Genomic DNA, 19,551 nt, shown 5'->3' on the forward strand with positions numbered 1-19,551 from the left:
TTAGAAATCGTTTGTAAAAAAGCAAAATTTATCCAACAGCAGTTCTAAAAATAATTTAGGCCTTAGAATTCAAGTTTGCTTCAATAACTGACCCAATTTGATTTGCATAATGTTTTGTAAAATCGTAACATTACGGAAAAATATAGAATGCAAGACAATAAAAACCTATCAGAAATAGAAAATGAAAATCAGAAAATTATTGATAATAAAGAGTTAAATCTTTTAGAGTCTTTAATTCCGGTTGTTATTTTAATGTGTTTATTGGCTTATAACATCTTTTTAGTTGAAAGTCAAGAATGGTTGGGTGCTTATACCAATCAATATATTTTATTAATGGGTGGTGCTGTTGCAGCAATAGTTGGTGTTTTTAATAAAGTTGCTTTTAAAACAATGATTACCGAAGTTTGGGAAAATTGGAAAAGTGTTTTTGTACCTATTATGATTTTATTTTTAGTAGGTGCTTTAGCAGGTACTTGGTTAGTAAGTGGTATAATACCAGCAATGGTGTATTACGGATTACAAGTATTAAGTCCAGAAATATTTTTGCCTGCATCTGTAATTATAGCGGCAATTATTTCGATAGCAACTGGTAGTTCTTGGACAACCTCAGCAACCGTTGGTATTGCATTAATTGGTATTGGAAGTGCCTTAGGAATACCAACAGGAATGATTGCTGGAGCTGTAATTTCTGGTGCATATTTTGGCGATAAAATGTCGCCACTTTCTGACACCACAAATTTGGCCCCGGCCATGGCAGGTACCGACTTATTTACGCATATTAAATATATGGCATACACAACAGTGCCAACTATTATAGTTACGTTAATTGTTTTTGCCATTTTAAGCGCTAAAGTAGATACTACTGGAGATGCCGATGTTAGTAATTTATTAGTCTCTATTGATAATACATTTAATATTACCCCTTTATTATTTATTGTTCCAGGGGTTGTAATTGCAATGATTTTAATGAAAACAAAACCTTTAATTGCCTTAGGCGTTGGAGTTCTTTTGGCTGCAATTTTTGCTATGATTTTTCAAGCTGATGTGTTAGCTAGTTTGTCTGACTCTAAAATAGGTACAATTATCAACTCAATTTTAACAGATACGCAAATACAAACCGATAATGAAAAACTAACCGAATTATTTGCTTCAGGAGGAATGAATGGTATGTTATGGACCATCTTTTTAATTGTTTGTGCAATGGTTTTTGGCGGTATTATGGATGCTATTGGTGCGTTAGCTAAAATTACCAAAAGTTTATTAGCAGTTGCTAGTTCTATTTTTGGTTTGTTTGCAAGTACAGTAGTAAGCTGTTTAGGATTAAATATTGTGGCTTCAGACCAATATTTAGCTTTGGTAATTCCTGGTAAAATGTTTAAAAAAGCTTATGAAGACAAAGGTTTAGCACCAGAAAATTTAAGTAGAACTTTAGAAGATTCAGGAACTGTAACTTCCGTGTTAATTCCTTGGAATACCTGTGGAGCTTATCAATCTGGTGTTTTAGGTGTTTCTGTTGCAGACTATTTTGTGTATGCAATCTTTAATTATTTAAGTCCGTTTACAACTTTATTATTTGCTGCTTTGAATATTAAAATTAGACAATTAGTAAAGAAGTAGGTTTCCCAAAAAAAAGAGACCAATTTTACAGATTGCACTGATTATTGCGCATAGGCTTGTATAATAAAATATTCCAAAATAGACGATATGTTTTCTGCGTAAATATGTGTATCATTATTGTTCTCGTTTTAATACTATGAATTATGATAATTAAAGCAACAATTTCAGATACAAAACAACTCACAGCAATTGCACTACAGTCTAAAGCGTTTTGGGGATATTCTGATGATTTAATTCAATCTTGGACAGACGAGTTAACCGTTACTGAACAAATGATGTCTGAGATGTTTGTTTATAAATTTTTAAAAGATGATAAAATTATGGGCTTTTATATTTTAAATCAACCTAAAAAAGAAACTATTGAACTTGAGTTTCTATTTGTGTTGCCCGAGTATATTGGACAAGGAATTGGAAATCAATTATTGCAACATTCTTTTGAAAAAGCCAAAATCCTTAAAGCCAAAACGATGCAATTATTGGCAGACCCAAATGCAGCATCATTTTATGAATCAAAAGGATTTAGTATTATTGACAAAATACAAAGTGCTGTTTTTAATCGGTTTTTGCCTTTGATGCAAAAAGATTTGGATAGCTAACTTAAAAAGTTATACTTCATTTCTAAATGAATAATCTAGTTTTAAAATTATTGTCATGTAGCTTTGTAAAAAACTCATAATTAAACAAGTTTGCACCAACTTTTTTTACTAACAATTTAGTTTCCTTTGTAGAATTGCAATTAAAAAATTAATCTTTCAATCAAATCCTATTTTTAAATTCCAAAATAGCATTGTGAGGTTTCAGCGTAATCAAAGGTTTTATTTGAATAGGGGATTTCTTTTCAATAATTTCGAATTGTTCTACCAAGGCAATAATTGCTAAAATCATTTCATACATGGCAAAATTATTGCCAATACACATTCTAGGTCCCGCACCAAAAGGAAAATAATTTTTTGAAAACTTAATATTTTCATCTAAAAAACGCTCAGGAATAAATTCATTTGGCTGTTTCCAAAAATCTGAATGACGATGAATTTCATAAATTGAAAACAATAAGTTCGAGCCTTTGGGTAAAACAATTCCGTTGTAGATATCTTCCTCAATATTTACGCGGTCCATAAAATAAGCTGGAGGGAACAAACGCATAGATTCTTCAATAACTAATTTTGTATAGCTCGCATTTTTTATCCAATGCATACAATCCGTAGATTCACTTTTTATTTTTTTGATTTCAGATGCTATTTTTGATTGTGCTGCAGGATTTCGAGCCAACAATTCGCAGGTAAAAGTAAGTGCATTTGAAGTTGTTTCATGACCCGCTGCAAACAAAATTAATATTTCATCTACCAATTGATTTTCATCCATCTTAGAGCCATCCTCATATTTTGCACTTAAAAGCATGTCCAATAAATCATGATGATCTCCGTTGCTTTGCTTTCTTTCTTCCACCAATCTTTTTAAAATTGTTCTCGAATTTTGAGTCAAGTCTAAATGCTTTTTCGTTTTTCCTGAAAGGTTAAACCACCAAACAAAAAAAGGTTGTCTTAGTTCTTGAACCAACATTTTTTGAGTGGCTTCTGTGGTATGTTGCAATGAATCAATATCCGCATCAGAAATGTTTATATTGAAAATTGATTTGATAACAGTTTGAAAAGCCAAATCGTTAAAAACAGGAAAAACATCCATTGCTTTTCCAGTTTTAATATTTTTTAATTCTTCTAAAATGGTTTTTTGAATGGTATCAACCAACAGCTTAAGTTGGCTTTTATGAAAAGCTGGCTGAATTAATTTTCGTTGTTTTTGCCAATGTTCTCCCTCAGCAGTTAACAATCCTTTTCCAACATATTTGGCTAAATCTTTGGTTTGAATATAAGATTTGGTATAATTTTTTTGATTCTTTTGAAGCGCATGTTGTAAGAGTCCTGCATCTCTGCAAAACAAAACAGATTTTCCAAAACCAATTTTTAAACGAAAAATATCTCCTAAAGTATCAAAGTTTTTTGCGTGAAAAGGCAAAGGATTTTGTAAAATAGCATTGGCATGCTTTAGAAACTTAAAAAAAGAAACTTCTGGAATTTTATTAGATACACTCATTTTTAATTTTATTTGTACTCATGAACAGCCCGTTTTGAAGAATTTATAAAAGTTGACTGGTTGTATTTGTGTTATACAAATTTAAGCATATTCGCTTTTGTAATTTGTTGTATTTTTAATTAAATAGATACTTATAACACATCATTCTAAAATTTTTAACTAAATAAGACAATCCTGTCCTAAATAAATTTTCTGTGTCTAAATTTATTTAGGACAGGATTGAATCAAAATTTATAGTTGCTAAATAAAATCTTTTTTTGATTAAATCACTATTATAATTTAGTGTTGTCCGATTAAAATTAGCTAAAGTATTTTAAAGTATTGATAGTCTTGATTTTAAATAGTTTTTAAAGTAGTACACCTTGCTATTAAAACGACTTTAGAATTTATGATGTATCGAAAAATTTAAAATCGTAATAATATTGTTTTTCAGTTAGTTACATTCAAGTCTTTGTTCTTGATTCTAACAGCGAAAGCGGTCTTTTTATCTTTTATCGGACAATAATGATTATAATACCATTTTAGACATCTAATGCCGTAATAAATCGTTTCTTTTTCGCTTACTTTTTATTAAAAAAAATGACCGTAACGAAGGCTACGCTAATTGTTTTTTAATTTCACTGAACCAAAAAATAATTCAATTTATTTACACGGCATTTAATAACTAAATTGGTATAATTTAAAGTTACCAGTTTATTTACAAATACTTATTGGGAATCTTTTTTTGTCAACAATCCAAAAACATTTAAGAAAATAGAAATCAATAACAACACCCAGGGAGTTCCATGCAAAAAGACATCAAACCAATCTTGTGGTTTCATACCGTTTTCAGCAGAAAAGGCATTTCCTCCTAAAATCCATTGAATTTTACCCCAAATATGAGGTGGATTAAAAGGTGCTAGCCCTAATGTTAAACTTGCGATTAAGAAAAGTTTCCAGTTATTTTTAAGTTGATTTATCATTTTTTCTAAGTGTATAGCTTTTGTAGATTGAAAAGATAAGGCCAAGTATCGTATGAAAAACAACACAGATTATCAGCCTAAAAAATACTCCTAAATCATATTCATCATGACCCCAAAAATAATCTTTTCCTAAAATATTTACGGAAAAATATGGTAATAAGTATAATATTAAAAAAAGCATACAAATACCGATATTTCCAACAGGATAACAAGTAAACACTATACGTCCATAAAATACATATAAAGACAAAAAACAAGGCTATTTCCATATTTTCACAAACTTGCTAAAAGTCCTACCCTTTGGGAAGGATTTAGGATGGGATTTAAATAAACCAATTCCATACCAAACCAAAACGAATGGTAAAATCTCGAAAAGGATAATTGGGTGCAGAAAAGTAGTTCTTTTCAGTAAAACCAGAAGTAACATTATCAACCTTAATGAACAAACGTGTTCTTCTTACTCTAGCATTAAAGAAAACATCAAAAGTAGGGAAGCCAATTTCTTCCTCATTTTGTAAAGTAAATTCTGCTAATAATGGATTGTAAGCATTGACATTGTATTTTGTAAAATACTTAAAAGTAACCCCGATATTCACCAACATTGGTTTTCCCTTAAACCAATTGTCAGTATAATAGAAAGTATTTCTAGTCACAAATTCTGGCACTCTAAAAACAGCACTTCCACTACTAACATTTTGATACATTACTGTATTATCCAAGGCAAATTTCCAAAGTTTAAATTCTCTATTTGCCTTTACTTTAAGGTATATTATTTGATCGGCAGATTGCTGCGGAGTATTATTTTCATCAAAATACGTGTAATTATCAATATTGGTAAAATTTAGACCTGCATTGATCCATTTAGAAGTAAAAGAAAATCCTAAATCTCTTGTATTGACATTGCTAAAATCATTTTGCCAATTGTAAGCATCATAACTACTTTGATGTAATAAAGTATTAAAATTTGGAGATTTTGAGCTGATTAATAAATTACCTTTTAAAGTAAAAACACTTTCTTTTTCGTAAACGGCCTCTCCTTTTAAAAAGTTGCCTGCCAGTCTACCCGCGCCAGGAGTTACAGAGGCATCTGCATTTAATTGAAAGTTTTTAATTTTGGCATTCCAATCGGCTCCAAAAGAAATCGCATTTCCTGCTAATTTTAATTTAGTAATCGCACTATTACTATTCAAAATAGTATCATAACCGTACGAATAATTGGTAAAATTAGCTTTTGCTCTAAACTTACCTAAAACATATTTAGAGTTGAATTCTAAATTAACTTCATTATTCATGATGATACTTTCTGCTATATTGTCTTCGGTACCCGATGCATTTGCAGCTCCAAAAATGTCAGTTCTAACAGTAGCCTGATCAAATCGATAATTTTTAGTTTCATTGGTAAATACATGTCCAATTTTTAAGTTGCTAAAATCTTTATCATTGATGGTATCTTTGCTGGCTAGCAATTTATAGCTATGCTCTATATAAGATCGATTACTATCAAATTGACTTTCCGCATCATTTAAATTTACATCTAACCTAGAACGTTGGTCAAAATTTGGATCTTCATCAATAAAGTTTTGTAGAGCCTCTGTTGTTAATCCTCCATTTTCTTGATGAAAGAAATCTTGTGAAGTTAAATGACCTCTAATTTCATATCGATTTTCTTTCGTTCTGTAGTGAAAAGTACCTCTAAAATTACCATTGCTTACCAAAGCTCTTCTATACGCACCTAAAGAGCGTAACCCTTTATAGGAAAAAGAAACATTCAATCTTTCGGAAAAATTTAGAGTAAAAAGTGCATCTAATACTTGCCCTTGCTGCAAACCTGTTCTGTATAAAATTTCTGTGGTTGTTGTAGGAACTTCGTAATATTTAATGTCTTCTATATCAAAATAACTCACTTGTTTTGCAGTAAAACCAATGTCTGGTAATTTTTTTAGATTGTTAAAACTGTACCCTAAGTTCGTGAAAGTTTGCCCTTGATTATGAAAACCTAAAAGTTCAAAATTATCCGTTCTTAAATAATTGAATTTGTACTCCTTTTGTAAGGTTAAAGTGGTATCGATATACGTTGTATCTCTGTTATGAGAGAATATTTTATAATCGGTATATTTTGTTTTTCCTGATAAAATAACCTTTTTAGCCCCCGTAGTTCTTATGGTGTCTATTTCACCATTTTCGTTGATAAATGTATTTTCTCTTTTTTCGTTTCCACTTAATTTTCTCTGACCATATAGAGTGCTCAGCGCAAGGATAAAACAACAAAAGGATAAAACAATTCTTTTTTTCATTCTAAATTTAAACAAAAGCAAATGTAAAATAATAAAACGAAATGAATTGTTAATACTTATAATGAAATCGGTTAATTTAAAAATGAGTTTTAAACTTTTTTAAAGCGATGGAAGTAGTGATCTTCTTTTGAAATTGAAGTCCAACTAGATTGGTGAATAGGAATCTAATAGAAAAAGTTTTCTTTTCTTTGTAAGATGTTAAAATCAAATTTTAGTGGCTTTTCTTTAGAAGCAGGCACAGACGAAGCCGGAAGAGGTTGTTTGTCAGGGCCGGTGGTTGCTGCAGCAGTAATTTTACCAAAAGATTTTTCGCATGTTTTTTTAAATGATTCTAAACAATTATCAGAAAAAAAGAGAGAATCCTTAAGGCCTATTATTGAAGAAAATGCGCTAGCTTTTGCAGTTTCTTTTGTTTGGCAACAAGAAGTGGATGAAATAAATGTGTTGCAAGCTTCTATAACTGGCATGCATAGAGCCGTTGAACAGCTAAAAATTACGCCAGAATTTATCATTGTTGATGGAAATAAATTTAAGAATTTTAAAGAAATTCCGCATGAAACGATTGTAAAAGGAGATGCAAAATACTTGAGTATTGCTGCGGCCTCCGTGTTGGCAAAAACCTACAGAGATGATTATATGGCAAAGATTCATCAAGAATACCCAATGTATAATTGGAAAAAAAACAAAGGTTACCCAACCAAAGAGCACAGAAATGCCATTCGTGAGTTTGGGCCAAATCTACATCATCGAAAAACATTTAGATTGCTGCCAGAACAATTAAAATTGAAAATTTAATCATTTTTTTCTTTAGTTTGTGCAAACTTCATGACTCTCAGGGTGATAGTTTTTTTACAGAAATTCAGAGGGACAAATTGTGACTTTTTCTTAAGAGAATTATCTAAATAATTCTTCAATTATAAAATAACTTCAACTATTTTTACCATCCAAAATTTCATATGATGATAAAAAAAACGCGTGTAGAAATTACGAAATGTATCCTTCATAAAGTAGCCAATAAATTTAATAGCGGACGCAATGTGTTCTCGGAAGATTTAATTCGTTTTGATCAAGAAAGTTACGACTTGATGAAGAATTTTTTACTAAAACCTTTTGGGAGTTTAACGCAGAGTTACCGTTTTTCTCATCATGCAGATGTGCGTTTAAATGAATTAAATAATTACGCTTCAGAAGTATTTAAAGAAGAAAGTTCGTTTGTAGAATACTCTAAAAATATGGTGAATCATTTGTATGAACAATCTAATTCCGCACAAATAAAAACAGGCGATGTCATCGTTGTTCTTATTGAAGGGATAGAGTATAAAGATGTGTTAACAGAAGCTATTGGCATTTTTAAAATTGAAAATAAAGTTGATTTTTTTCAGACTTATTTAGATGATAATGAGAGTTTTGATGTCGTAGTTCAAAAAGGAATATCAACCAAAAAAATAGATAAAGGTTGTTTAATTTTAAACACTTCGGATACAGAAGGAACGGTGGTGCTTTCTGTGGATAATAACAATTATGATGCACAATATTGGATTAAAAATTTCTTGAGTGTAAAACTAGCGGATGATTATAATTCGCACACACAAAACTATTTAGAATTGTGTAAGGAATTTTCAGAGGAGGTGATTAAACCAGAATTAGGCATGCACGAACAAGGGAATTTTTTAGCTAATACAGTAGATTATTTTAAGGAAAATGAATCGGTAGATTATGCTACTTTTAAAGATGAAGTTTTTCAGGAAGATGAGCACAAAGAAAAGTTTGATGAATATAAGAAACACTTCGAAACTTTAAATGATGTTTTAATTAGGAATAATTTTGATGTTTCTGGAGTTGTTTTAAAGAAAGAAAAAAGTAAACTAAAAACGGAAATTAAATTAGATACCAACATTAGTATAAAATTAGATGTAGATGCCCCAGAAGCCGCTTCAGAATATTTAGAAAGAGGATATGATGAAGAGAAAAAAATGAAATTTTATAAAGTGTATTTTAACGAAGAAAAGTAAATTCAAACGTCATTAAGAGGAATGAAGCAATCTGTTATTGGTGGACAGATTGCTTTATAAAAGCGCAATAACTTTTTAGGAGTTAATAAACAGATCGACTTTAAACAGTGTTTTAAAGTGCTTTAGTATTTTTTGTTTTACTTCTTCCGTATCTATTTTTTTACCTAACTCAGATTCCATGGATGCGACCGCTTTTCCTTTAATTCCGCAGGGTATGATGTTGTCAAAATAGCCTAAATTGGTATTTACATTTAAGGCAAAACCATGCATAGTTACCCAACGTGAAGAGCGAATTCCTAGAGCACAAATTTTACGAGCAAAAGGAGTTCCAACATCCAACCAAACTCCTGTTTCACCTTTACTTCTATCGCCTTTTAAACCATATTCTGCCATCGTTAAAATGATGGATTCCTCTAACAAACGGAGGTATTTATGAATATCGGTAAAAAAATTTTCTAAATCTAAAATTGGGTACCCAACAATTTGTCCAGGGCCATGATAGGTAATATCGCCACCTCGGTTTATTTTGTAAAAAGTAGCCTCTTTTTCAGCCAATTGCTTTTCGTTTAGTAACAAGTTATTTACATCACCACTTTTACCTAAGGTATATACATGCGGATGTTCTACAAATAAAAAGTAGTTTTTGGTTGCTATTTGTTCATCATTTCGTCGATTAGAAATTTTGACATCCACAATTTCCTGAAGCAATTCAGATTGATAATCCCAGGTTTCTTTATAATCTTGTATTCCAAGATCTTTTAATAGTATATTTTTGTTCATAAGCTCTTTTACAAAGGTAGATATTTCATTGTATTTGAGTCGTTAAATTATATCCAAAAGATACTTTTTTTGTTCATACTCGTTTTAAATATAGAGGAGAAAGGTGCACAACAATTATAGTTAAAGTAAAAAAGACGGGCATATCGTTTACAAGAAAAATAGCTATCAAAAGAAAAAATAACAACTTCTTATGATGAAATTCTATGAAAGAATAGAAGCTTTAGTAGTTACTATGTGGTACTGGGAAAATAAATTACTTTTTTGAAAAACTCTTAATAGGGTTTAAATTTTTATAAAATATAAATACTTGATTATGTTTTTTTTATGATGTTAAGATTTAGGTGAATGAAATTTTTTTATCCAACTTTATAATTGAAGATTCATTATTTCACTATCTTACATCAAATTTAAAAATTATTTTGTTTTCATAAAACCTGGTTCACTATGAAATTTAAAAGTTCCTTATTAATCACTCTTATTATTTTTCTTTCTATTTCAAATACATTGAAAGCACAAGATTTCTGGAAAAAAATAGATAAACAAAATTACAAACATCAAAAAGAAATTTATCAAAAGAAAAACTTTCCTGCAGCATTTGAAATTTTATCAATGGATATAGATGCTTTTTCTAAGAATTTGAAACGTAAGTCTGCTGAGCAAAAAGAAATTATCGAGCTCCCAAATTCAGACGGAAGTTTATCTAAATTCTCTATCAAAGAAACCTCTAATTTTGAAGCTACTTTGCAAGCTAAATTTCCAAATATTACCTCCTATTCGGCACAAGGAATAGACGATCCAACGGCAGTTGCAAAAATTAGTATGGGTACAGATGGTTTTCATGCTGTTATTTTTTCTGGTGTCAAAGAAACCGTTTTTATAGATCCATATTCTAAAGATCATAAAGATTTTATTGTTTACAAAAGAGCTAGTTTATCTAAGGGTAATGAAGATTTTAAGTGCCTAGTAGAAGCATCTGCTAAAAAAGATTTTACTGTTTCAGATTTTAATAAAAATACGAATGATGCAAATTTAAGAACCTATAGACTGGCACTGGCGGGTACTGGCGAATATTCGCAATTTCATTTATCAAGACAAAATGTATCGGATCTTGAAACAGATGCTGTTAAAAAGGCGGCAGTTTTATCTGCCATGAACACTTCAATGACAAGAGTTAATGGTATTTTTGAAAGAGATGTTGCAGTAAGATTTATAATTGTTGGTAATAATGACCAACTTATTTTTTTAGATCCTGATACAGATAACTTATCAAATAATAATACAGATGCTTTAATTAATGAAACTCAATCAATTTGTGATGACATCATTGGCACTTTAAACTATGATATTGGGCATACTTTTAGTACTGGTGCCGGAGGATTAGCGGGTTTAGGGGTGGTTTGTTTAGCAAACCAAAAAGGAAGAGGAGTTACAGGTATTGGATCCCCTGTAGGCGACCCTTATGATGTAGATTATGTATCGCATGAAATAGGGCATCAATTTGGTGCAAATCATACATTTAATAATTCTTGTAGTAACAATAGAAATAGTTCCACAGCAATCGAACCAGGAAGTGGGTCCACTATAATGGCGTATGCAGGAATTTGTCCGCCTAATGTTCAGAGCAGTGGTGACGACTATTTTCATTCGGTAAGTATCACAGAAATGCTTCATATTATTGAATCTTCTGGGGATTGTGCCGTTTTAAGCGATACGAATAATACTGCTCCAATAGCCAATGCAGGATTGGATTTTAGTATTCCTAAATCTACACCTTTTGTTTTAAAAGGAACTGCTATCGATGCAGAAGGAGTTGAAAGCTTAACCTATAATTGGGAGCAAATAGATAGTGAAAGCGGAACAATGCCTCCAGAGTCGGGGAGTGGCGAAGGTCCTATGTTTAGGTCTGTGCCTTCTCAAAATGTTCCTTATAGATATATGCCAAATTTAAGTACGGTTTTAGAGAATAGTACCGCTTCAACTTGGGAAGTTTTACCTTCAGAAGCAAGAGAACTTAATTTTTCTTTTTTGGTTAGAGATAATCATTCAAGAGGGGGAGGTACGTCAAGAGATGATATGAAAGTGGAAGTTGTAGATGCACCACCTTTTATAGTAACCTCACAAAACACAGAAGAAACTTTTAATGCTGGGCAAACAATTTCTGTTACTTGGAGCAAAGGAATTACAGATATTGCGCCAATAGATTGTAAAAATGTTCATATAAAATTATCTGTTGATGGCGGACTTACGTTTCCAATATTTTTAAAAGCGAACACACCTAATGATGAATCAGAAGAGGTGTTAATACCTAATAATGCCACAGCAGATGCAAGAATTATGGTTGAAGCTGCAGATAATATTTTTTATAATGTGAATACTTCGAAGTTTAGTATTGTTTCATCGACACCAACTTTTTTAATGGTAGATAAAACGGGTGAACAAGCGGTTTGTAATGACGAAAGTCAAAGTAGTAGTTACACCATAAATTTCGATTTTATAAATGGTTTTGAAGAAGTGGTCACTTTAAGTGCCACAGCAAATCCAGAAGGTTCGACTGTAACATTTAATCCTGCAACAATTTCGGCAAATGGCGATGTAATCGTAACAGTTTCTAATTTAGATGGCAAAGAAGCCAAAAACTACGATATTAATATTATTGGCACTGCAGCAACTGTTACTCAAAATGTGGATGTAACTTTAAATTTAAAAAGTGCCACGTTTAACCCCGTAAATTTATTATTCCCAGCAAATGGAGCAACAAATGTTTCTTTGGATGAAATTTTAAGATGGGATGAGGATGAAAACCCATCATCATATGAGGTAGAAATAGCATCTGATACTAGTTTTAACACCATTTTTTCTAGTGGAAATGTGGAAAGGAACTCTTATAGTTTGACAAATTTAGTTCCAGACACCCAATATTTTTGGAGGGTGAAACCTATAAATGATTGTGGAGAGGGCGCTTATTCGGACATCTTCAGTTTTACTACAGAATCTTGTACTGCTTGTGTGTCGTTTGGAAACACTGATTTCGAAACAAGTACTACTTTAGTGCAATTTAACACCATCAATAATATTTCAGCTAAACCAGACGAATTCGGCGAACGAAGTGGATATAGCGATTATACAGCCATAAATACCACTGTAAAATTAAACGAAAGCCATGCTTTAACCGTCAACTTAAATACAGATGGGGATTGGAGAGTGCAAGTGAAAGTTTGGATAGACTGGAATCAGAACTGTAGTTTTGATGATGCTGGTGAAGAGTATGATCTCGGATTTGCACAAAATACTGAAAATGGTGCGACTGATTTAAGTGGTCTGGTTATTACTGTTCCAGCAGGGGCTATTTTGGGTAATACGATTATGAGGGTTTCTAGTCGATATACGGGAGATTATTTTATTACCTATCCAACTTCCTGTGAGCAGGATTTTGATGGAGAAGTAGAAGAGTATACTATCATTGTAGAAGATGCAACAGCCTCTATTGATGATGTTGCTTTTGATGGGTTTAATGTATTTCCCAATCCGACGAAAGGAGATTTTACCTTAACCTTGCAAGTAGTGGATACGGATAAAGTTTCAGTACAATTATATGATGTTAGAGGGCGTTTAATTGACGAAAAAAAATATTATAATACTTTTGTAAATTTCTCTGAAAATATCTTTTTTGAGAAAGCCTCTAAAGGATTGTATTTGTTAAAAGTTACGAATGGAACGAAACAAACAACAAGAAAACTGATGATAAAATAAAAGTTTATAGAACTTAAAAAGCCTCATTTAATACTGATATGAACTCAGATTTAGATGAGGCTTTTTTTTGATGTTTATTTTCTTATCCTAAAAAAGGATATTTGTAATCGGTTGGTGTTACAAACGTTTCTTTAATCAATCTAACAGACGTCCAACGCAATAAGTTTTGAGCAGAACCTGCTTTGTCATTTGTGCCAGAAGCTCTTGCTCCTCCAAATGGTTGCTGTCCAACAACGGCCCCTGTTGGTTTGTCATTGATATAAAAGTTTCCTGCAGCATTTTCTAATGCTTTCGATGCTTTTTCAACAATGTATCTATCCTTAGAAAAAATGGCTCCCGTTAAAGCATATTCCGTAGATTCATCAACTAACTTTAAGGAAGCTTCCCAAGCTTCATCTTCATATACAAAAATGGTCATTACAGGGCCAAATAACTCTGTTGTCATCGTTGCGTATGTTGGAGATTTTGCTAAAATCACAGTAGGTTCAATAAAGTAACCTACAGATTTATCGTGGTTTCCACCAACTATAATTTCTGCATCTGCATCCACTTTTGCAGCATCAATAAAGCTAGCAATTTTATCAAAAGAGCCTTCATGAATTACAGCGTTTACAAAATTATTAGGGTCTTCTGGAGACCCCATTTTAATTTCGTTGGTTTGTTGAATTACGTGCTCTTTTACCTCTTCCCATAAAGATGCAGGAATATAAGCTCTTGAAGCAGCAGAACATTTTTGACCTTGATATTCAAAAGAACCTCTTACAATTGCGGTTGCAACTTGCAAAGGATTCGAAGAATTATGTACCCAGATAAAATCTTTTCCACCTGTTTCTCCAACAATTCTTGGGTAGGTTTTATAGGTATGAATGTTGTTTCCTATTTGTTTCCAAAGATTTTTAAAAACATGTGTAGAGCCTGTAAAATGCAATCCTGAAAAATCTGGAGAAGCCAAAATAGTGTCAGAAATCATGACAGGGTCTCCGTAAACTACATTGATAACGCCATCTGGTAACCCCGCTTCTTTAAATAAATCTACAATTACTTGTGCAGAATATGCTTGATGATCAGAAGGTTTCCAAACAACAACATTACCCATTAAAGCTGCTGCGGCAGGTAAGTTTGCGGCAATAGATGTAAAGTTAAAAGGAGAAATTGCATATACAAATCCTTCTAAAGGTCTGTACTCAACTCTGTTCCATATTCCTGGAGCAGATGCTGGCTGATCTTTAAAAATATCTGTCATGTATTGTACATTAAACTTAAAGAAATCGATCATTTCGCAGGCAGCATCAATTTCTGCTTGATGTACATTTTTAGACTGCGCAATCATCGTAGCCGCATTCATTTTGGCTCTGTATGGACCTGCTAATAATTCAGCTGCCTTTAAGAAAATGGTAGCTCTCTCTGTCCAAGAAACGCTAGACCAAGCTTCTCTAGCAGCCAAAGCTGTAGAAATTGCTTCATCAACATGGGTCTTATCAGCAATGTGATATTGACCAACAATATGTTTATGGTCATGAGGAGGGGTAATATTTTTTGTGTTTCCTGTTCTAACTTCAACACCATTAATATGCATAGGCACATCAATATTGCTATGAAACATCGATTTATAGGTTGCTAACAACTCTTCTCGTTCGGGAGAACCAGGAGCATATCCTTTTACGGGTTCGTTTACTGCTGTTGGAACATTAAAAAATCCTCTTGCCATATTTGTGTGTTTTAAAATTTGATTCTACTTATTTTGAAAGGCAAAGTTACAAATTTTATCAATCGATTTCGGAACTTTAGAGGCTAAATTTATAGATGTTTACGGACACTAAATTGCAATACAATTTAAAAAAATTAAAATTTTTGTTTTCTGAAATAGGAAATAATTTTTTTAGAAAAAAGTAGGGTAGAGGTTTCATTTCTTTTAACCTCTAGAATTTTTTTCGATCATATAGAACTTATATAACGAGCACTTTTGGTTTTTTAAATTGCAAGTTACAGCTACATTTAAAAAAGTATAGAAGAAACGATACATAGAAATGAGACTCCAATTCTAGATACAACCAGTTTAAATTAAGTCACAATAATCTACAATTGTTTCAAAGCGTCCTTGCTGATAAACTTTTTTTTTAGGGTACTAATTAATACAAATAGTTCGCTATAGTATTCTGTAGATTTTTTTTGCAACAAAATATTCTTGGTCATTAGCAAAAACACTTTTTTTTAAATTTTTAGTGTAGACTATTTTCCGTCCTCAGGTAAAGGTGAAATCATAATGTGCGCTTTATGGGTTCCAGGATTCATAATCCAAGGGTGATTTGAAGCCAATGGAGACGCTGGCAAACCCGTAGATTCTGTTGTTGCCCAAGGCATATAGACAACATAACGAAGTTGAGCACCTCTAACTTTTGAAGTTTTAGGGTCGTACAAGGTTTTTGCTCCATAATATACGTGCAAGGTGGCTCCGGGCGTTATTTTAAGTTTGCCTGATTTCATTTCTAATTCGCGGGTTTCAAAAATTTCTTGTCTCGTTTTACCTGCTGCTTTTAAGGCTCTTCCTCTTGCCATAAAAGGTTCTAAGTCTTTGTGATAACATGCGGCATTAAATCCCTCTTGATTTGGGTTGTCTGCAATAACAATAAATTCATTATCCCCCTCTTTCAAGGTAACAAATTCACCCGCCATATTGTAACCAATAACTTTACACCCTGATCTGCTTTCTTCTGGAGCCGCCATTAATGCTGTTGCGATTAAAGCAGTATCTGTATCAATTGGCTTTAATTGGCTGGTACTTTCATTGGATGTGCTTTCTGATAAACTTTTGCTTACAGAAGATTCTTGAATGGGTGTTTTTGATTTTTTTGAAGAATTGCAAGAAATCAGCATTCCCGCAAAAACAAGCACTATAGTAATATATTTCATATTTGATTATTTTTTTTCATGCACCCGCTAAAATCAACATTGCATATAAAGGCAATTTACTTGAAATTTTGCTGAATAGCAAACGAGATACTATTGTATCGCATAGAAAATCCAATCTAAAAAAGTATAAAAGAAATGATGAATAAAAATGTAACGCCTATTCCTGCTACAATTGTGTAACTTAAATTTAGTAACAAAAATTTTAGAATTGTTTTAAAGTATCCTTGCTGATAAAACTTTTTCATGGCAATAATTAGATACAATAAAAATAGGACGATAAAAACCCAGATTTCAGGTTTTAATGAGCATAATCTCAATATTAAAAAGATCGTGAACAGCATAAAGAAAACTGTTTGCACATGAAAAACAAAAATTAAATGATCTACATAGGTGTATTTTCTTCGGATGTAAAAAAACCTCAAAAATAACGTAAAAAAAGGTAAAAAGATAAACAAAGCTATGGAGCCATAAGACAATACTTGACTAAAAAATTGCTCTCTGCTCTCCTCACTTTTTGATATTGAGTATAAACTTTTTGCCTTCGTAAATAAAAAACGATTCGTAAAATTTTTTTCATAACCTAAGGAGTCTAAAGCAATATCTATTTTAGAATCTGGATATTTTTTAGCATAATTTGCAAAATCATCTAATCTAGTATCTCCGCCAAAATTAAAATTTATATTGTTGTTATTCCCTTTTAGTTTTGCGGTATCTTTTGCTTCTTTTTTTACTTCCTCTAAAATTTTTTTTCTTGCTACTTCAGGGAGGAAAGATTGTTGTAAATCTTCATCGAGATTTTTTACAATAGAATCTATTTTTTCTTGTGTAAGTTCTATGTCTTTTTTAGAATTATCTTTGTTAGCAATTGAATCTTTGCGAATAACATCATTGATATCTTCTTTTTTTTCATTCGCTAAATTTTCATATTTTTCTTTTGTTTTGGTAAGACCAATAATTAAAAAAAAGACGATAGAAACTGTTAAATAAAAACGAAAGGGATTTGAGTATCGTTCTCTTTTTCCATCAATATAGTCTTTAGAAACTTTACCAGGACTTATTAAAAGAGGAATAATTGTATTCCAAAATTTGGCTTCGAAATTAAAAAGACCATTAAAAACCTCATGAATGAAACTCCAAAAAGTAATTTTGTTACCTTTATTTTTCTGTCCGCAATCAGGACAAAATTTTTCATGTCCTTGAAAAGGATACCCGCAATTTAAACATGCTGGGTCTTTAATTTTAACGACTTTATTTTTAGTTTTTTTTAGTTTGATAATAAAGGAGTTACGAGTTGAAAGGTAGGTATTTGTACTTTAAATGTTTCCTGGGTTTCTATGTTTTCCATGGCATAAAAACCATTCATAGCACCAATATTAGATTCTAAAAAACAGCCTGAACTGTAAGAATAATGGTCGTTAGGCTTTAAAACGGGTGTTTGCCCAACAACACCTTCTCCTGCTACGGTTTCAGTTTTATTGAGAGAATCCATAATTTTCCAATAACGATCGGTCAACTTCACAGTTTGTGAAGATTTATTTTCGATGGTTACAAAATAGGCAAAAACGTAATACAATCTATTATTTCTATAGCTTGTACCGTTATATTTTGTTTTTACAGAAATTTTAATTCCTTTTGTAATTTGCTCTACCATTAAGGTAAATGTAGTTTTTTTGAATATAAAATACAAATTAAACCTTATTTATCTATCCTGATTAAAAAAGCCCTTTCCAATTCCGATGACGCTATCATACAGTCCTCCAAAAGGTTTAAAGTAGATAATAGCGGTATATTCATTTTCAGTTTCAAAAAAAGTACCATTTACTTCATTTGTATTTACTTGGTTGTATTTATCTACCGTGGCAAAAGTATAATTGTAAAAACCTTGTTTGAATAATAGGTTTGCTTTGTAGCTATTGTCTTCAAAATCATATTCCATTTTGGCATCGTCCTCAATTTCAAAATTATTGAAAGCTCCGTACACATACACCTCTTTTTCATCAAAAGGTTTAGCTGCATATAAGGTAAAATGCATCATGGCATAATCTGCTTCGGTATTGGCATCATTACCTTCTAAAGTTCGGATGACAAACTGCCCATTAATATCAGGATTGTATCGATAAGTTCTATTTTCATCAAACGTAAAAGGATATAAGTAATGATGAAAAATATCTTGCATTTCTATTTTTACTATATTAATACTTTTGTTTCTAATGAGTTTGCTATCAAAGTTTAAATATTCATTTCCTCCCCAGAAATTTGTTTTATTGGCATAGGTATATTTGAGCTGGTTTGCCATAAAGAATGTAGGTTGTAAATCGGTAATTGTTTCATTCCAGTTTTCATTTTTTAGCAAAACCACATGCACTTCTTGCGCAGGATTGTTAATTCTGATGTTTGGATGGTTTATAGAAAGCTCCACGGTTTGCTGAGAACTTAAGGTTTTTGCATTTCTACTTCGAGATACGGCAACACCAATTGTAGCCATGTTTTCGAATAAAACAAATCTTCTTGTAAAAACAACTTCATCGGTATCATAATTTACAACGGAAAGCAAATAGTTACCGCTTTTAGTAATCACGGTATTTATATTCGGAATCCTTACAGCATAATGCGTATAGCTTTGAAAGGTATTAAAAGAATTGGTGACATTAATAATGCTGTTTTCATCAAAACCATCAATATATTGACTAGAAAGCATTCTGCTCTTTTGCCAATCATGCGTCATGTGCTCTATTTTATATTGATACTCTTTACCATCATTCTCTAAATCATCAAAAGACAATTCTAAAACAGTACCTAATGGAACGATTGCAGAATAGTTATTTTCTTGGAGCGGTCTTAATTGAATGGATTGGATGTTCTGGCCAATAATACCAGTGGTAAAAAGTATAAAAATGAAAATTATTCTTATTTGCATAACCTTATTTTGTGTTTTGTAAAAGTACTAATTTTTGGGTTTTATATGAGTAATTCAATAACTGTTCCTTTCTTATGCCTTTTTTTAAAAAATCATGGTAACAACATAATATTCAAAACACATGTAAAAATTTAGCTTTTAACATTACCTTAGCATTATTTGACTAAAAATATTTTTTTTGTGTCCAGAAAATCAGTTCAAAAGATTTTAAGAGGCCT

Annotated in this window: 14 protein-coding genes; 5 read left to right on the forward strand and 9 right to left on the reverse strand. The window is 31.6% G+C overall.

Annotated features, from left to right (window positions below):
* The first annotated feature begins 147 nt into the window (after positions 1 to 147).
* On the forward strand, positions 148 to 1,617 hold the full coding sequence (gene nhaC, locus K8354_RS00505) for a Na+/H+ antiporter NhaC (protein WP_223444550.1): 1,470 nt from the start codon (positions 148 to 150) through the stop codon (positions 1,615 to 1,617).
* Between the two features lie 143 nt (positions 1,618 to 1,760).
* Positions 1,761 to 2,213, forward strand: a complete 453-nt coding sequence (locus tag K8354_RS00510; RefSeq protein ID WP_223444553.1) for a GNAT family N-acetyltransferase — start codon at positions 1,761 to 1,763, stop codon at positions 2,211 to 2,213.
* Positions 2,214 to 2,373: 160 nt separating this feature from the next.
* Here the strand turns inward: K8354_RS00510 and K8354_RS00515 are convergent, their stop codons facing one another.
* The 3 genes from K8354_RS00515 to K8354_RS00525 all read right to left on the reverse strand — a co-directional run bounded on the left by K8354_RS00515 (position 2,374) and on the right by K8354_RS00525 (position 6,964).
* Entirely contained in the window at positions 2,374 to 3,708 is a 1,335-nt protein-coding gene (locus K8354_RS00515) for a cytochrome P450 (protein ID WP_223444555.1), read from the reverse strand.
* 707 nt (positions 3,709 to 4,415) lie between these two features.
* Positions 4,416 to 4,670 (reverse strand): hypothetical protein, encoded by a 255-nt coding sequence (locus K8354_RS00520; protein ID WP_223444558.1) that lies wholly within the window; start codon positions 4,668 to 4,670, stop codon positions 4,416 to 4,418.
* Between the two features lie 323 nt (positions 4,671 to 4,993).
* Positions 4,994 to 6,964 (reverse strand): putative porin, encoded by a 1,971-nt coding sequence (locus K8354_RS00525; RefSeq protein WP_223444560.1) that lies wholly within the window; start codon positions 6,962 to 6,964, stop codon positions 4,994 to 4,996.
* Between the two features lie 195 nt (positions 6,965 to 7,159).
* Between K8354_RS00525 and rnhB the strand changes: the two genes are divergently transcribed.
* Entirely contained in the window at positions 7,160 to 7,759 is a 600-nt protein-coding gene (gene rnhB, locus K8354_RS00530) for a ribonuclease HII (RefSeq protein ID WP_223444562.1), read from the forward strand.
* A gap of 164 nt (positions 7,760 to 7,923) precedes the next feature.
* Positions 7,924 to 8,976 carry a nucleoid-associated protein gene (locus tag K8354_RS00535; RefSeq protein WP_223444564.1) on the forward strand — a complete coding sequence of 351 codons (1,053 nt, stop codon included), beginning with the start codon at positions 7,924 to 7,926 and terminating at the stop codon, positions 8,974 to 8,976.
* A 75-nt stretch (positions 8,977 to 9,051) separates the two neighbouring features.
* On the opposite strand, the gene lipB is transcribed toward K8354_RS00535, so the two are convergent.
* Complete coding sequence (gene lipB / locus K8354_RS00540) at positions 9,052 to 9,756, reverse strand: lipoyl(octanoyl) transferase LipB (protein ID WP_223444566.1); 705 nt, start codon at positions 9,754 to 9,756, stop codon at positions 9,052 to 9,054.
* A gap of 444 nt (positions 9,757 to 10,200) precedes the next feature.
* On the opposite strand from lipB, the gene K8354_RS00545 reads away from it, so the two are divergent.
* Complete coding sequence (locus K8354_RS00545; RefSeq protein WP_223444568.1) at positions 10,201 to 13,506, forward strand: reprolysin-like metallopeptidase; 3,306 nt, start codon at positions 10,201 to 10,203, stop codon at positions 13,504 to 13,506.
* Between the two features lie 82 nt (positions 13,507 to 13,588).
* On the opposite strand, the gene pruA is transcribed toward K8354_RS00545, so the two are convergent.
* The 5 genes from pruA to K8354_RS00570 form a co-directional block, all read right to left on the reverse strand.
* On the reverse strand, positions 13,589 to 15,214 hold the full coding sequence (gene pruA, locus K8354_RS00550; RefSeq protein ID WP_223444570.1) for an L-glutamate gamma-semialdehyde dehydrogenase: 1,626 nt from the start codon (positions 15,212 to 15,214) through the stop codon (positions 13,589 to 13,591).
* 521 nt (positions 15,215 to 15,735) lie between these two features.
* The gene (locus K8354_RS00555) at positions 15,736 to 16,416 is read right to left on the reverse strand and encodes a hypothetical protein (RefSeq protein ID WP_223444571.1); all 681 of its coding nucleotides are present in this window, start codon (positions 16,414 to 16,416) and stop codon (positions 15,736 to 15,738) included.
* 116 nt (positions 16,417 to 16,532) lie between these two features.
* Positions 16,533 to 17,693: a DUF3667 domain-containing protein gene (locus K8354_RS18765; RefSeq protein ID WP_367890438.1), complete on the reverse strand. Its 1,161-nt coding sequence runs from the start codon at positions 17,691 to 17,693 to the stop codon at positions 16,533 to 16,535.
* A complete protein-coding gene (gene apaG / locus K8354_RS00565; RefSeq protein ID WP_223444572.1) occupies positions 17,681 to 18,067 on the reverse strand; it encodes a Co2+/Mg2+ efflux facilitator ApaG/CorD in 387 nt (128 codons plus the stop codon). The genes K8354_RS18765 and apaG overlap by 13 nt, the downstream gene beginning before the upstream one ends.
* A 48-nt stretch (positions 18,068 to 18,115) precedes the next feature.
* A complete protein-coding gene (locus tag K8354_RS00570; protein ID WP_223444573.1) occupies positions 18,116 to 19,333 on the reverse strand; it encodes a type IX secretion system plug protein in 1,218 nt (405 codons plus the stop codon).
* Positions 19,334 to 19,551 lie beyond the last annotated feature (218 nt).

The organism is Polaribacter litorisediminis (genome assembly GCF_019968605.1).
Taxonomy (GTDB): Bacteria; Bacteroidota; Bacteroidia; order Flavobacteriales; family Flavobacteriaceae; genus Polaribacter; species Polaribacter litorisediminis.